The sequence below is a fragment of the Corynebacterium diphtheriae genome, assembly GCF_001457455.1.
GTDB classification, from domain to species: domain Bacteria; phylum Actinomycetota; class Actinomycetes; order Mycobacteriales; family Mycobacteriaceae; genus Corynebacterium; species Corynebacterium diphtheriae.
The window spans coordinates 2,406,957-2,421,734 of record NZ_LN831026.1 but is presented as its reverse complement, the minus strand read 5'-3'; the positions used below and the strand labels follow the sequence as shown (position 1 = coordinate 2,421,734).

Sequence of the window (14,778 nt, the reverse complement as noted above, 5' to 3'; positions counted from 1 at the left end):
TGCTACCTAACCCATTAGGATTCTTTGCATGCGATTCCCCTCTATTTCTTCCAGCGTGCGTCGTGCCTGTGCCACAGCCACTGCAGTCATCGCGCTCGCCGGAGTGGCCGCACCTTCTGCCAACGCCCAGTCCTCAAACCCCATCGAGGCTGGTTCGTCCGCCCTTAACTACGGGGCTAACTCTTTGCTTGCAGAGTGGTCAAAAAACCCACACCTAGGTGAAGACATCAACTCCTTCTACCGCGGAATGCACATGTACTCCCCATGGGCACAGTTCCCACTCTGGAACATGTGGGGATCCCCAACCCCCTACCCCATCGAAGCAGAGCGCGACTTTGCCGCACCACGCCTCGTCAAAGTAGAAAAAGACGAGCGTTTCGACGTCGACCGCCTCTTCATCGAATCGCCCGCCATGCGACGCATCGTGCAGGTGCAAGTGCAGCACCCCAAAGACCGCACCACCCCAGCGCCCATGCTGTACCTTCTCGACGGCGTCACCGCCCCATCCCAGTCCGGATGGTTGCGCAAGGGCGACGTACAAGGAGCAATGGCCAACGAACACGTCACCGTGATCATGCCAACCGAGGCCGGTGGCACCAACTACACCGACTGGAACGAAACCGACCCATACCTCGGCCGCGCCAAGTGGGAAACATTCCTTATTAAGGAACTGCCCGGTGTGCTAGTACAGCCTGAGACAAAGATTGCGTACAATGGAAAATCCTATATCGGTGGACTCTCCATGGGCGGCTCCGCTGCCGTGCGCCTAGCAAACCTCTATCCAGAAAAATTTGTGGGCACCTTCGGAGTTTCCGGCTGCTACTCCCCCGTGAACACCAGTGGACGCGAACTGTTCAACCTCGCAGCCCGCGTGATAGGCGGCAACCCAGACCTCATGTGGGGACGCGACATCACCGAACAGCGTCGCCGTAACGACGTAGTAGCCAACCCCTCCGGTATCGCCTCCATGGATACCTATATCTATGTAGCCAACGGCGTTGCCACCCCATCCGATGTGAACGGGCCAAAAGAAGACGGTCCATTCACCCTCTTTGGCAACATTGTGTTGGAAAAAATGTCCTACCGCTGCACCCAAGAACTCGAAGCCTCCGTACGCGAAAAGATTGCCGATCCTTCCCGCATCACCTTCGACTACCACGATGGCGGTGTTCACTCATGGCCATACTACCGCCAGCAGCTCCCCGTTGCCTGGGCAAACGTAAGCAAGGGGCAGTACACCTACCGCTAGGTCCGACCTTATCTTAATGGCTCTTCCGGTTTTAGAGTGTATTGATTAGTTCGCCGGGAGTTAGGGCGTGGCACTACGCGGAGTAGGACGTTTTCCACAACCATGGCTTGGCTGGCCTTGGCTGGCGTTGGTGGGATTGGCTGGCGTTGGTGGGCGCGCCACCCCCGCTCACCCCCGAAAAGACGGCACTTCACACCAAATCTGCTCAAACGGCCGGTTTGGAAGCGATTTGGTGTGAAGTACCGAGAAAAATCCTTCGAAATACCCCCGTTTAGTGGCTCGGTGGAACCGGAGCGCCCTTCGGTGGCAAGACCTTCGGGTATGTACGGGTCAAACCCTAGGCCGGAACCCCAGCAGCAGTACCCGCAGCACCCGAAGTCCTGTGGCATAGCTTCTGGGGGCGGGATTTTTATTGGCTTAGGTGGGGGTGATTTGATTGTATGCAATGGTAATGGATGGCTTGGTGTTGGGGTAATGTACTTGCCTTATTGAGGGAGCGTTCTGCTGGTTATTACTGAGCACAATGTTGGTGATTTTTCTTAGGGCTTGACGATCGATTCCTGCTCATCGGATCCCCCTCGATGTAGTTGTTACTGTTGCTTCATTTTAGTGTATTTTTCTCGTAATACTTCGAGAGTATGAAGTAACTCGGTTGTGTTAGATATGGGCACAGCGCCATACGTTCCTTGAAGATATCGCTTTTCGATATTGTGGGCATCGCGGATTGGGAACTCATCCAAGGCGATAAGTTCGGAATAAGATCGCTCTTTTTCTACTAGCCAAACTTCTCCACGATGAAGGGACTCTGCTGGGTATTTCCCTAGAAGCGTAAGGTCGTGCGTGCTAAACAGGAGCTGTGCTCCTAGTGGGTTGAGCTCGGAGTTATCGAAATATGAGACGAGTTCTCGGACCAAAAGTGGATGTAAGGAACCGTCGATCTCGTCGATGGATAATACTCCGCCAACGGATAGTGCAAACAGTGCGGGAATTGCTAGATCCATCCACGCTTTGGTGCCCTGGGATTCTTGAGTTTCTGGCAGGGAAAAAGTGTGAATACCGTCGCTATGCTCAAACATGAGGTAGCGGAGATACTCCGTGATCTCATCGGAATCGAATTGATCGGTTATCTCTGCTTGTCCATCGGGCTGAATTGTCAGTTCAATCTGTTTTACAAGATCCGGTGCTTGTTCCTCGATGCCGATCTTATTAATTCCCACATCTGCAACGGCAACTACATTTTGCAATACGCTCAGCCATGTTGGGTCTTTTTGCGCAAGCTGAACTAGCCATTGATGGCGATTGTGATGATCTGCTTCATTGGACATAATCACAGGAAGCAGCGTTTGCCACCATTGAAGCGCACCGGCAAATGGGCCTGGTGTCTTCACAGTGTTCCAAGCTGAGAAAACAAGAGCCCATGGCCGCATAAATCGTTCGATATTTTCTTTTGCTGCGTGTGAGATACCAGTATTGGAGCCGAAGATCAGTGAATTACCGGTGCGTTCAAATATCCGACGCCAACGAGAAGATAGATTCGCTTCAAGGGACTCTTCGACAACGCCACTGTGGTTAAGTGTTAGACCCCACCGGTAGCGAACATCATCGAAAACGTATTCAACCTCAAAAGAGGTTGGCTCGTCGGTGCATAGTGAGTGTGGATCTCGCAGTTCTCTTACCCAATGCTCGTTGGTAAGAGAGTGTGTGATTGCTAGTTTGAGTTGCCCAAGCGCGCGTAAGACATTAGATTTTCCTGCCGCATTTGCCCCGAAAATAGCGGCCCTGTGCCACGTATTTTCTTGCCATGTTTCGTCTTTGCGTGGGTGTTGAGTACGAAATCCCCTGCGTTGAAGATCTAGGGTCGCTTCAGTTCCAAAAGATCGAAAATTGCAGATCGACAACGTGAGTAACATTTGGCCAAAATATCATTTTCGGACCATATTTTGCAGTTTTTGTGCCAAATAGTTTCTGGAAACCCTAATCTGCCCACGAATCTGCCCATGACTCCCACATCATTTTCACAATGTTTCATGTGAAACATTGTGAAACCCCGCCTCGCTGGCACACGCTAGCGAGGCGGGGTACATGCCCCTTTGAGTTACTTATCCAAACCGGCTGCTATGGCATCCGCAATGCGGTCGATAACTTTGCTATCTGCATGGCTGCCGGCAACTGTCACGGTATCCCCGTGGGCAATCCCTAGGCCCATGATCATGAGGGCAGAATCTGCTTCCGCGCCATTGATGGTCACATCGTCGTCGGCATCCGCCACCATGGTGGCAATTTCGGCTGCGGGTCGAGCATGAAGTCCAGAGGCGTCGGCGACTATGACTTGCCGCGAATACTCACCTTCCGGCACTGGGCTAGCAGGAACCGCGGGTTGGGTAAACGAGGCAATGGCCCCGCGGGCAGCTGCTGCCACATCGGCAGTGGAATCACCCTGCTGTGCGGCTACAGCCGCGGCGATAGCGGCCTCCACAAAGGGAGCATCGACAAAGACCACGTCTGGATCATCGGCCATATCCACGACCATCTCCACCGTCATCGTCGCCGAACCTAAATCGGTAAGGATGACAACTCCCTCGCCGCCATTACGAACCTCCGTCACGGCGGCCTCGATACGGTCATAGGAGGTGCCGATGCCGCCGTCGTCAAGCCCGCCCGCAGACACAATGCGAATATCTCCAGCCATCTGGGCAGCCAAATCCGCTAACCCCTCGGCAAGCTTCTGGGAATGAGAAACCAAAACCAAACCTACAGCGCTCATGCAGTCCCCTCGGAAGCGGCGTCAGCAGCCGCCTGCAAGAAATAAGCAGAGGACGTAGCGCCCGGATCGCGGTGGCCAACAGAACGCTCCCCAAGGTAAGAAGCGCGCCCCTTGGTGGCTACCATGGGCTCCGTATCAGCCGCACCCTGAGACGCGGCAGCCGCAGCGCGCGCCAACACATCCGCAGGGCTTGCCCCCTCGTCGGCGGCGGTAGCAGCCGCATGCGCAGCCGGTGCCCACGCATCAACCATCGTTTTCTCCCCCTCGCTAGCCTTGCCGCGGGCCTGGATACCCTCCAAGGCTGCGGCGATGAGAGCGGCGACGGTGGGGGCGTCGATAGTCGGCGCGGTCAGCGCCTTAGACGCACGCAGAAACGCTGTGCCCAACAACGGGCCCGACGCGCCGCCAACAGTAGAAATCAACGTCTGCGCGGTCACCCTCAAAACATCCGCCGGGGTGACACTTTCTGGCAGATCGTCAAGCTTTGCGACGACCGCCGCAAACCCGCGATCAACGTTTTCACCATGATCAGCATCGCCAATCGCGCGATCCAAATCAATCAGCTCCTCACGGTGCTCAGAAGCCAACCGCGCACAACCGCGAACCCACGCCAAAGCCCATTGAGTATCCAAAACCATGATCTACATCCCCTTCCTCAAAGCCACAGTGTTAACCGGGGCGTCGAAAAGCTCAAGCAACTCATCAGACACCCGCATCAACGTCACCGACGCCCCCTGCATATCCAACGACGTCACATAATTCCCCACCAACGAACGCTCAACAACCACGCCCAACTGGCCAAGACGCTCCGCCACCCGGCGATACACGATATACAACTCCGACGACGGCGTACCGCCCATACCATTAACCAAAGCGATAACCCGCTCCCCCGCACAAAGCCCCAGATCCTCCACAACAGGATCCAACAACTGATCAGTAATGGTATCTGCAGAATTCATGGGCTCACGACGCCTACCCGGCTCACCATGAATACCAATACCAATCTCAACCTCAGAATCACCAAGATCAAAAGACGGCTTACCCACATGCGGAACCGTGCACGACGTCAGCGCAACCCCCATCGACCGCGTATTCTTCACCACCTCAGTAGCAACCGCAGCAACCTCCGCAAGACTATCGCCCCGCTCCGCCGCAGCACCCGCAATCTTCTCCACCAACACCGTGCCGGCAACACCACGACGACCCGCAGTATAAAGAGAATCCTCTACCGCAGCATCATCATTGACAATCACCTGCGACACCTCAATGTCATCAAACTCAGCAAGCTCCGCAGCCGTATCAAAATTCAGCACATCGCCGGTGTAATTCTTCACAATATAAAGCACACCCGCCCCATGATCCGCAGCCTTAGTAGCAGCCACAATCGGATCCGGTGTCGGAGACGTAAACACAGGCCCTGGCACCGCGGCATCCAACATGCCATAGCCAACAAACCCAGCATGCAGCGGCTCATGCCCAGAACCACCACCCGAAATAATCCCGACCTTGCCCTGTGCCTTAGGTTCAGCACGCTCAACAAACTGGCCATCGGAGGTCACCACATCCTTATGTGCGGCCACGAAACCCGCAATGGTTTCCGCGACCACATCATGTGGATCATTAATGAGTTTCTTCATTTTGTCAACCACTCCTTCACCTAAAAATGGTGCTTAACCTGCGAATATACGTCACAAGCATTCTGGATGGTGCCCACTATACCTAACGTGGAACTACGCGGAGTGGGACGTTTTTCACAACCATGGCTTGGCTGGGATTGGCTGGCGTTGGTGGGCGCGCCACCCCCGCTCACCCCCGAAAAGACGGCACTTCACACCAAATCTGCTCAAACGGCCGGTTTGGAAGCGATTTGGTGTGAAGTGCCAAGAAAAATCCTTCGAAATACCCCCGAATGGTGGCTCGGTGGAACCGGAGCGCCCTTCGGTGGCAAGACCTTCGGGTATGTACGGGTCAAACCCTGGGCCGGAACCCCAGTAGCAGGACCAGCAGCACCCGCTGTAGCAAAGCCGCCACGCCACGGTGTCGGATCCCAGTTACCCTGCACCAGCTTGACCTGCGAGAACCAGCCCAAGGTGAAGACTGCAAGACCAACAAGGATCACTAGGACGATGCCGAGCGGACCACCTACGCGAGCGCCGCCGCCTACGAGCATGCCGAACCATCCGAAGTCGGCATCGCCGAAGGTCGTGTTGGTATCACCAAAGTTGCCCAAAACGCCCAGCGGGAATGCTGGCAGGAATGTGATGATTAAACCGTTGGTGAGGCCGCCTAGTGCGGCACCGCGTCGGCCGCCGGTCGCATTGCCGTATACGCCAGCTGTGCCGCCAGTGAAGAAGTGCGGCACGAGTCCTGGCAGGATGAGTGCTACACCGAAAGCTGGGTTGAGCCAGACGGAGAGTACTGTAAGGCCAATCAGGCCGCCCACGAAGGACATGATAAAGCCGATGAGCACTGCGTTTTGTGCGTAGGGGAATACGATGGGGGCGTCGAGAGCTGGGATTGCGCCGGGTACTACTTTGGCGGCGATGCCTTGGAACGCGGGGACGAGTTCGCCTAAGATGGTGCGAACACCGAACAGGATTACTGCTACTGCAACGCCGAATTGTAGGCCTTGGGTGACGGATTGCATGAGGTAGTTGCCTACGCTGGTTGCACCGTTTGCGAATGCGGTGAAGGCTTCGTCTTGGCCGGCGCGCAGTATGAATAGGATGGCGAGTACGACGTACATTAATGCCATGGAAAGTGCGGTGGCGACCATGGAGTCGCGAAGGAATCGTAGGCCTTCGGGGAGTTTGAGCTCTTCCGTGGAGGCGGACATTGATTCTTTTTTGCCGCCTACGAGCTTGCCGACGGCACCAGCCGCCACGTATCCAGCCGTACCGAAGTGGCCGATTGCGATGGAGTCGTCACCGGTTACGCGGCGCGTCCATGGGTGGGCGATTGCAGGCAGCGACACCATCAAGATGCCCAACAGTAGTGCGCCGACGGGGACCACAACCCAGGGGCCAAAACCGGCGGTGGCGAGCACCATCGTCAGCATGGTGGCCATGAATAGTACGTGGTGCCCGGTTAGGAACACGTAGCTCATCGGGGTGATACGGGCTAGGACCAAAGAGATGGCGAATCCGAGGATCATCAACCATGCGACTTGGCCACCGAATTGATTTTGCGCAATACCAACAATTGCTTCGTTCGTGGGGACCACACCGTGGGCGCCGGTGGCACCTTGAATCATTGTGCCCAATGGTTCCAAAGATGCTACGACTAGCGACGCTCCCGCACCGATGAGCAGGAAACCCAACGTAGCTTTGATAGCACCGCCCAGAACCTGGCCGGTCTTTTTGCCCATGGCGCCAAGTCCTACAGCGGTGATGATGCCGATCAAAAACGCCGGCACTGACAAGATCTCATTAACCAGAAACTCTGGGATAGCAATGAGTGCATTCATAATAAACAGCTCCTCAACTGGGCGATTAGACGTCGTAAAGCTCGCGGAGGGCGGCGTCGATCTCGTCCTCCGACGTGAAATTGCTGATCACATACACCGGAACACCTACATCGCCCAGCGTGCGCGCGATCTCCTCAGACGTCAGCAGAAAGTCCGCCTCCTTCGCGCGGCCCTTCGCAGAAATCGTGTCCGTGGCCTCCGTGGACACAAATGGCCCCCAACCCCACGTATCCAACACTTGGTCAAGAGTGTTCTTCAAGAACAACGACGTGCCCAGCCCGTTGCCACACACCGTCAAAATCTTGCCCTTCGACTCCACCGAATCTTGGGCTGTCACATGCATCGCTCCCCCAGCAACCCCACGCGACTTACGGCGTTTCGACGCCTCCAAAACACCGCGCAACTCAGCAACAGTCGCCACCGTATCCAGATCCCGCCGACGCGACCCTAACACCTGGGCGATCTCCCGCATCGCAGCCGTATGCGCATGATCATCCTGCGCCGCTAACGCCACCACCAAAGTCACTGGATCATTACTCGAATGATGGAACTCCACCGGCGAATCTAACCGAGTCCACGCAATCACACTACGTTTCACCGCCTCTGACGGGCGAGCATGCGCAAACGCAAACCCTGGGGCCACAACGATATAAGGGCCCTGCTCCTCCACCGAGGAAATCATAGACTCTGTGTAAGCGCTGGTAATCGCACCAGTCTTTTCCAACAATGCGCCTGCTTGCGCTATCGCCTCTTGCCACGTTTCGGCATGGGCGTTCAGATCAATCGCATCATCGTGTAAAAGCTCATTGAGCGCACTCATATATCCCTCCTCAGTGATAACTAGTGTCAACTACTGAGGATAGGCGGGGGTGGGCACACTGCACCCGTCAGGGCACTATTTCACACCAAATCTGCTCAAACGGCCGGTTTGGAAGCGATTTGGTGTGAAGTTCTGTGCAAAATGCCTCGGAATACCCCCGAATGGTGTTAGAAGGAGCCGTCGATGTCGGTGACTACCACGACTTTCTGGTTCACGAACTCGTGGAGGCCGAGGTCGATGAGCTCGCGGCCGAATCCGGAGCGCTTTGTGCCGCCGAATGGGATGTCTGCTTTCACACCGGTGGGTTGGTTGATGTACACCATGCCGGTATCGAGGCGACGTGCGATGTCTTTGGCTTTGGCCTCGTCTTGGCTAAATACAGAGCCGCCGAGTCCGAATGGGGAGGAGTTGGCGATTTCTACGGCGTGGTCGATGTCGCGGGCGCGGTAGATCTGGGAGACGGGGCCGAAGAATTCGGAGTGTGCGGTGTCGGAGTCGAGTGGGATGTCGGTGAGGATGGTGGGCTGATAGAAGGCGCCATGTTCGGGGAGGTCGATGCCTACTTCGGTGACGGTGGCGCCTTCGGCACGGGCTTTGTCGACGAGTTTGCCGAGGTCATCGGCTGCGGTTTGGGAGGATAGTGGTGCTAGTTGGGTGTTTGGGTCCATGGGGTCGCCGGCGGTGAGGGCGGCAACTTTTTGGGTGTACTGGGTGAGGAAAGCGTCGTAAAGCGAGTCTTCGACGATGATGCGTTTCGACGAACAGCACACCTGCCCTGCGTTCCAATGGCGTCCAAAGACGGCCCAGTCGACGGCTTTGTCGAGTTCGGCGTCGCTGAGGACGATGAAGGCGTCGGCGCCGCCGAGTTCGAGGGTGGATTTCTTAAGGTACTTGGAGGCGGTTGCAGAAACTGTGGCTCCTGCCCCTTCGGATCCGGTAAGAGCGACGCCGCGCACGCGTGGATCGGAAAGGATTGTCTCGGTGGCGTCGTGACCTGCGAAGATGTTGACTAGGAGGCCTTCGGGGGCGCCTGCCTCGCGGAAGAGCTCAACCATTTTGAGCGCCGATTGTGGCACGTTGGAGGCGTGCTTGAGCACGATCGTGTTGCCGGCGGTGAACTGCGGCGCGCCGATGCGAATGACCTGGTAGTAGGGGAAATTCCATGGCTCGACGGCGTAGAGAACACCCAGTGGTTCGTTGATGAGCTGGACGTCGTGCTCGCCGAAGCCCTTTGCGGGCAGGTAGCGTGGGGCGAGCTGGGCCTCGCCGTTGGCGACGTAGTAGCGCAGCATGTCGACGCAAATGTCGATTTCCGCTTCGGCCTCGGCAATGAGTTTGCCCATCTCAAGGGTGATAATTTCCGCGTACTCGCGCTTCTTTGTCTTTAAAATGTCGGCGGCGCGGGCAAGAACTTCCACGCGTTCTGCTACCGGTTTGCGACTCCACTGCGTGAATGTGTCATGCGCCCGCGTGATAGCCTGCTCGACCTCTTGAGCGGTTGCCGTGGGGAATTCCTTCACAACTTCGCCGGTGTAAGGATTGGTGGTTGCGTATGCCATGAAAACTCCTCCTCATCTGCGGTGTTCATCGCACTAGCGATAAACTTTTTGCCTAGGCTACCCCCATGTAGCATTCCCCCTCAACCTCTTTTAGTTGGCAAATAACTCACACAAAAAGAGGTCTGGTCCCTTTCCATTTTTTGAAAGGGACCAGACCAATGGCGATGGCGGTGAGGGTGGTCGATCTGATGGGTGTCTAAGTGTTCTTATGTTGCTTAGATGATTTTCTAATTTGTCAGTTAGGGGCCTATTTTGCCCTATATGCAAGGGAAAGGGATACTCCCCTCCTATTGTTGAGACTCCCTTGGTTTGCGTATGGTTTTACTATCTTTCCGCAAAGTCTCATTGCCATTGATTTTTGAGGTGTGGGGCATCTCAATCCTTTTAGGTTTTGTTTTACAAAGAAAAACGACGATAATTATCCGGTCTAATTATTTCACCGGAGGAAACGATGTCTGATTCTGCAACCCTGGCGGATACCCGTCATTTCAGTTGGAAGCGCCTATGTGCGGTGCTGTTCCTGCTGTTCCCTGTTCTTGTCTCTGTAGTCTATATGTGGGCTATGTGGGATCCCACAAAAAATCTGCGTTCTGTGGATTTGGCCGTGGTTAATGAGGATGAGGGTGCTACTCGCAATGGCGAGTTCAATCGTTATGGCGACAAGGTGGCAAAGGGTCTACTGGATAAGGATTATCTGGCGTTTAAGCAGGTCAGCGCCGATGAAGCGGCTAGGGGTTTGGATAACGGCACTTATTTGTTTACGGTGACGATCCCTAAGAATTTTTCTGAGAACGTGAATACGTTGTTGGCGGATCAGCCTACTAAGCCGGAGATCATTTTGTCGTATAACGACTTCAATGGCACGAATGGTTCGGTGTTAACGGGCGGTTTGGTTCCTAAGATTCAGCAGGCGGTGTCGGCGTCGATTTCGGAGGCCTATGCCACCAAGTTGGTCAACGGTGTGAATAAGCTCGGCGGTGGTTTGGAGCGTGCTGCTGACGGTTCCGCAAAGTTGGAGGAGGGCTCTGGCAAGTTGAAAGACGGCTTGGCCAAGGGCGTTGCGGGTTCGCAGAAGCTTAACGACGGCTCCCACCAGCTCGCTGAGGGCACCGCAAAGTTGGCAGATGGTACAGGTCAGCTTGCCGACGGTGCCAGCCGTCTTGCTGCGGGTACCGCAAAGCTGGGCAATGGTGCCGCTCAGATTGATGACGGCGTGGGCACGCTGGTGAACACCCTTATTCCAGTGCTGACGACCGCCCAAGCCGCTGCCCCTCAGTTGCAGCAGGCTGCCGATGCACTTCGCGCCGTGGGTATGGTTGCGGAAGCTGATCGTATTCAGGAGCTGGCCACCAAGTTTGACGCTAACAACCCTGACAACCAGGTGAACAAGCTCAATAAGCTGAAAAATGGTACCGCTACCTTGCGTTATATGCTGAGCGATCCTTCTTCGGAATATTACGGTGGTGTGCTGAAACTCAGCGACGGTGTGGCTAAGGCCCACGATGGTGCGGTGAGGTTGAACGATGGTGCGCACCGCCTTGCGGATGGTACTGCGCAGTTGGCTAATGGCACACAGCAGCTTTATGACGGTGCCGGCCGCCTCAACGAGGGTGCTAATACCTTGGCCACCAAGCTTGATGAGGGTGCAAAGAATGCCCCGAAGGTTCCTAACGCAGAGGCATCGGCCAAGCAGATTTCGGTTCCAATTGTGTACAAGGAAAACAACGCCAACCCAGTGCAGACGGTGGTAGACAGCAATGATCCAACGGCTAAGAAGCTCAACGGTGGTGCCTCCATGCTGATCGTCATGGTCTTTGGTTTCTTGCTCATGGCCCTGGCTGCGATCTTGCTGCCGCATGTGTTTGGTACGGATCGTCGCAACGCGTTTGTTGGCCCTACGTTGAAGTCCTTTGCCGGCCTATTCGGTATCGGTGTACTGACTCTGTTCGTCTTGGCTGGTTTTGCCACCACCATCGGCTGGCACCCGCGCTCGTGGGCGGGCATCGCGCTGGGCTTCCTGCTCACTGCCTCTGCGATGGCTGCGGTAAACCAGTTGCTGCGCGCACTGTTTGGCCGTTTTGTTGGTGGCATTGCCATCCTTGCGGTTTTCGCTTTCGGAATGTTCTCCTTCGGTGGCGTGTGGCCACTGGCCACGGTTCCAGGTGTGTTCCGTGCGATTCACCCGCTGTCCCCCATGAGCTACGCCCGCGAGGCGTTCATGGGGGCGTCGCAAGGCGAACTGGATGCTAGCTATGTTCTGGCCATTGCGGTGCTTGCCCTGTTTACTGTGGTGCCACTGGCGGTCACGCTGATGGTGCGTGCGGCGCGCGTAAGAAAACTCAACAACCAGTAGCGTTGTTGTGATTGAGCCCGAGGATCCTCCGCCTCGGGCTTTTTCTATGCGTACAAGTAGGCTGAAACCACTACTCGTTTTGGGAAAGGACGCATAGTGGCACGTACTCGCATGGCCTTGTGGTGTGGTTTGGTTGCCTATTCTGCGGTGATGCTCGCATTAACCATGTTTAAGGCTTTCTATCGCATCGGTTATTTGTGGGATCCGGCTCGTCAACGCCGCAGCGGGGTGTCGTGGGTGCTTTTCGACGACCTCCGCAACCTCGGCCCAGACACCAACTGGTTCATCCCCGTGTTTGGCTACGGCGGCAACATAGCGTTCTTCATCCCACTGGGGATGCTGATATACGCGCTGTTGTACGGTCGGGTGCGTTCCGCGGTGGCGCTCAGCGTGCTGCTGGGCGCGGTGGTCAGTGTGCTTATCGAGCTAAGCCAGTACGCGTTTTCTTTGGGCTTTAGCGATATTGATGACGTTATTACCAACGCGCTTGGCGCTTTGGTAGGTGCAGTGATCGCGAAGATCTGCGGGCCCAAAATGTTCCCCGTGTGGGCAGGTTGCGCCATCCTGCTGGGCGTGGTGTTCGCCGTGCTTGTGGGGTTGGGGGAACGGTTGGGTGATCCTTCGCGTATCGCTCCGAGTTAAATCAGGCGTTGCTGGCGTGCTGCCGTGATGGCGGCGGTGCGGTTATCTACGCCGAGCTTGGAGTAGATGTGCACGAGGTGAGTTTTTACCGTTGCCTCGGAAATAAATAGTTTGGCTGCGAGTTGGCGGTTACTAAGTCCTTGTTCCAAGTTCTGGAGGATTTCGATTTCGCGAGCCGAGAGTGCCTGGCGGGGTTTGCTTACACGTTGCATGAGGGCGTTGGCGACCTCGGGGGCGAGGGTGCGACGGCCTTCAAAGGTGGCGACCACTGCGTCGTGTAGTGCCGATTCCGGTGCGTCTTTGAGCAGGTAGCCCATAGCACCTGCTTCGACTGCTGCGAGGATGTCTGCCTCGGTGTCGTAGGTAGTCAGGATGAGCACTGGAGGGCCGCCGGCGTTGGCGAGTGCGCGGGTTAGGGTGATGCCGTCGGTGCCTGGCATTTGGATGTCGGTGACAACAACGTCGATGCCTTTAGTGTTGATATTGCTGCCGTCGCTGGCTTCGGCGACCACGGTGATGTCATCGAAGCTGTCCAAAATGGAGCGCAGTCCGGCGCGGACTACGGGGTGGTCGTCGATAAGCATGACGCGGATCATGAAGTCTCCCGGCGGCTGGTAAGCGGAATGCGGCAAGCGAGTGCGGTGCCGTATGTATCTGATTCAATCACGAGTGTGCCACCAACGGTATCTACGCGCTTGCGAAGGCCATCAAGGCCAAAGCCAGAGCTGGTGCCACGCTCGGTGGTACCGGGGTTGAACCCGATCCCATTGTCCACCACGTCGAGGCTGACCTCGTCCTCCCACACGCCCAATGTGACCACCGCTTTTGTGGCATGAGCATGTTTAACCACATTGTTGAGCCCTTCTTGGGTTACGCGAACTACGGTGCGCGATACCGGCTCCGGCAGGCTTATCGACGTATCCCCCACGAGCTCTAAATGAACATCCAATGGCGCACCGAGAGCATCCTGTTTGGTGCGTAGATTATTAATGGTACTGGTCAGTGCGATAGGCAGCGAGTCGCCCAGTGCTGGGGCTGCTAGGTCGCGCACAAAGCGGCGTGCCTCTGCAAGGCTGTCTGAAGCTTGGGTTTCGATCACGCTGAGTTGCTGTGCCACATCTTCAATTTCACCTTTATCGAGGCGGCCGTGTGCGGCGCGTGCCAAGATTACGATGGAACTCAATCCTTGAGCAACTGTGTCATGGATCTCGCGAGAGAGCCGCTCTCGCTCTTCGAGCCGGCCTGCCTGATGTTCAGAGGTAGCTAAATCTTGCTGGGCAGCAAGTAATTCTGCTGCTAACTGGCGGTAATGCTGTGCGTCATTGCGTAGGGTGGCATAGCCATAAAAGATCACAATAGAAAAAGCGGTACCGATTGCTGGGCCCATGGCCTGAGCTGGGCCCCAGTCAGCGGGGCGTGTAACCAGTGGTATTGCGATGGCAATGGCAAGTAGTGAGGCAACACCTAGGATTCCCTGGATTCCGTGCCTGAGGTGCAACATGACAAAAATGAGCGGAAACATGAGCCACAAGAAATAGCTGGATGTGCCTACAAGCAAGGCCCAGAGAGTGACCACGACTATGAGCCATAGGGGGCTAAATGCGGTGGGATCTGGGATGTCGTCCCCACGGGCAAAGCGGTTTTCCCATGCGGTGCCGATCATATAAAACACCCCGAGGATCACCGCTATGGCCAAGGTGATATAAAACCAGCTATTGGGTGAGGCTGGCCTGTCTATGAGGTAGCGCGCGATGCCAAAAAGAAGTAGGACGGCAAACATAACATGCAGGCTGACGCGCATGACGGTGAGAATTTGAATCACATGAGGCTTCACACTAGCGAGCATAAAAGATCTCCTGCGCCTGTGATGGATTGGAAGGAAAGTTCGCTTAATTGAAGCCTATGTTGCATAGGGGCAAATTAGG

12 protein-coding genes are annotated in these 14,778 nt (G+C 55.8%); 3 read left to right on the top strand and 9 right to left on the bottom strand.

Translation table 11 applies throughout. The annotated features are described in order from the left end of the window. Positions 1-28 precede the first annotated feature (28 nt). Positions 29-1,249 (top strand): alpha/beta hydrolase, encoded by a 1,221-nt coding sequence (locus tag AT687_RS11385; RefSeq protein WP_010935773.1) that lies wholly within the window; start codon positions 29-31, stop codon positions 1,247-1,249. Between the two features lie 590 nt (positions 1,250-1,839). On the opposite strand, the gene AT687_RS11380 is transcribed toward AT687_RS11385, so the two are convergent. The 7 genes from AT687_RS11380 to AT687_RS11350 all read right to left on the bottom strand — a co-directional run bounded on the left by AT687_RS11380 (position 1,840) and on the right by AT687_RS11350 (position 9,858). After that, positions 1,840-3,159 carry an AAA family ATPase gene (locus AT687_RS11380; RefSeq protein WP_014319578.1) on the bottom strand — a complete coding sequence of 440 codons (1,320 nt, stop codon included), beginning with the start codon at positions 3,157-3,159 and terminating at the stop codon, positions 1,840-1,842. Between the two features lie 185 nt (positions 3,160-3,344). Continuing rightward, positions 3,345-4,013, bottom strand: a complete 669-nt coding sequence (dhaM, locus tag AT687_RS11375; RefSeq protein WP_014318397.1) for a dihydroxyacetone kinase phosphoryl donor subunit DhaM — start codon at positions 4,011-4,013, stop codon at positions 3,345-3,347. Further along, positions 4,010-4,651, bottom strand: a complete 642-nt coding sequence (gene dhaL, locus AT687_RS11370; protein ID WP_014319577.1) for a dihydroxyacetone kinase subunit DhaL — start codon at positions 4,649-4,651, stop codon at positions 4,010-4,012. The genes dhaM and dhaL overlap by 4 nt, the downstream gene beginning before the upstream one ends. 3 nt (positions 4,652-4,654) lie before the next feature. Continuing rightward, on the bottom strand, positions 4,655-5,650 hold the full coding sequence (gene dhaK / locus AT687_RS11365; protein ID WP_014319576.1) for a dihydroxyacetone kinase subunit DhaK: 996 nt from the start codon (positions 5,648-5,650) through the stop codon (positions 4,655-4,657). Positions 5,651-5,856: 206 nt separating this feature from the next. Next, positions 5,857-7,479 carry a PTS ascorbate transporter subunit IIC gene (locus AT687_RS11360; protein WP_014319575.1) on the bottom strand — a complete coding sequence of 541 codons (1,623 nt, stop codon included), beginning with the start codon at positions 7,477-7,479 and terminating at the stop codon, positions 5,857-5,859. Between the two features lie 25 nt (positions 7,480-7,504). Beyond that, positions 7,505-8,299, bottom strand: a complete 795-nt coding sequence (locus AT687_RS11355) for a PTS sugar transporter subunit IIA (protein WP_014319574.1) — start codon at positions 8,297-8,299, stop codon at positions 7,505-7,507. Between the two features lie 167 nt (positions 8,300-8,466). Then, a complete protein-coding gene (locus AT687_RS11350) occupies positions 8,467-9,858 on the bottom strand; it encodes an NAD-dependent succinate-semialdehyde dehydrogenase (protein WP_014319573.1) in 1,392 nt (463 codons plus the stop codon). Positions 9,859-10,309: 451 nt separating this feature from the next. Here AT687_RS11350 and AT687_RS11345 point away from each other — a divergent pair, with 451 nt between their 5' ends. After that, positions 10,310-12,211 (top strand): YhgE/Pip family protein, encoded by a 1,902-nt coding sequence (locus AT687_RS11345; protein WP_014319572.1) that lies wholly within the window; start codon positions 10,310-10,312, stop codon positions 12,209-12,211. Positions 12,212-12,307: 96 nt separating this feature from the next. Continuing rightward, the gene (locus tag AT687_RS11340) at positions 12,308-12,853 is read left to right on the top strand and encodes a VanZ family protein (protein WP_014319571.1); all 546 of its coding nucleotides are present in this window, start codon (positions 12,308-12,310) and stop codon (positions 12,851-12,853) included. On the opposite strand, the gene chrA is transcribed toward AT687_RS11340, so the two are convergent. Both chrA and AT687_RS11330 read right to left on the bottom strand, forming a co-directional pair. After that, positions 12,850-13,449, bottom strand: a complete 600-nt coding sequence (chrA, locus tag AT687_RS11335; RefSeq protein WP_014304141.1) for a heme-responsive two-component system response regulator ChrA — start codon at positions 13,447-13,449, stop codon at positions 12,850-12,852. The genes AT687_RS11340 and chrA overlap by 4 nt on opposite strands. Then, complete coding sequence (locus AT687_RS11330; RefSeq protein ID WP_014319570.1) at positions 13,446-14,699, bottom strand: sensor histidine kinase; 1,254 nt, start codon at positions 14,697-14,699, stop codon at positions 13,446-13,448. Before AT687_RS11330 ends, chrA begins: the two co-directional genes overlap by 4 nt. Between the last annotated feature and the right edge of the window lie 79 nt (positions 14,700-14,778).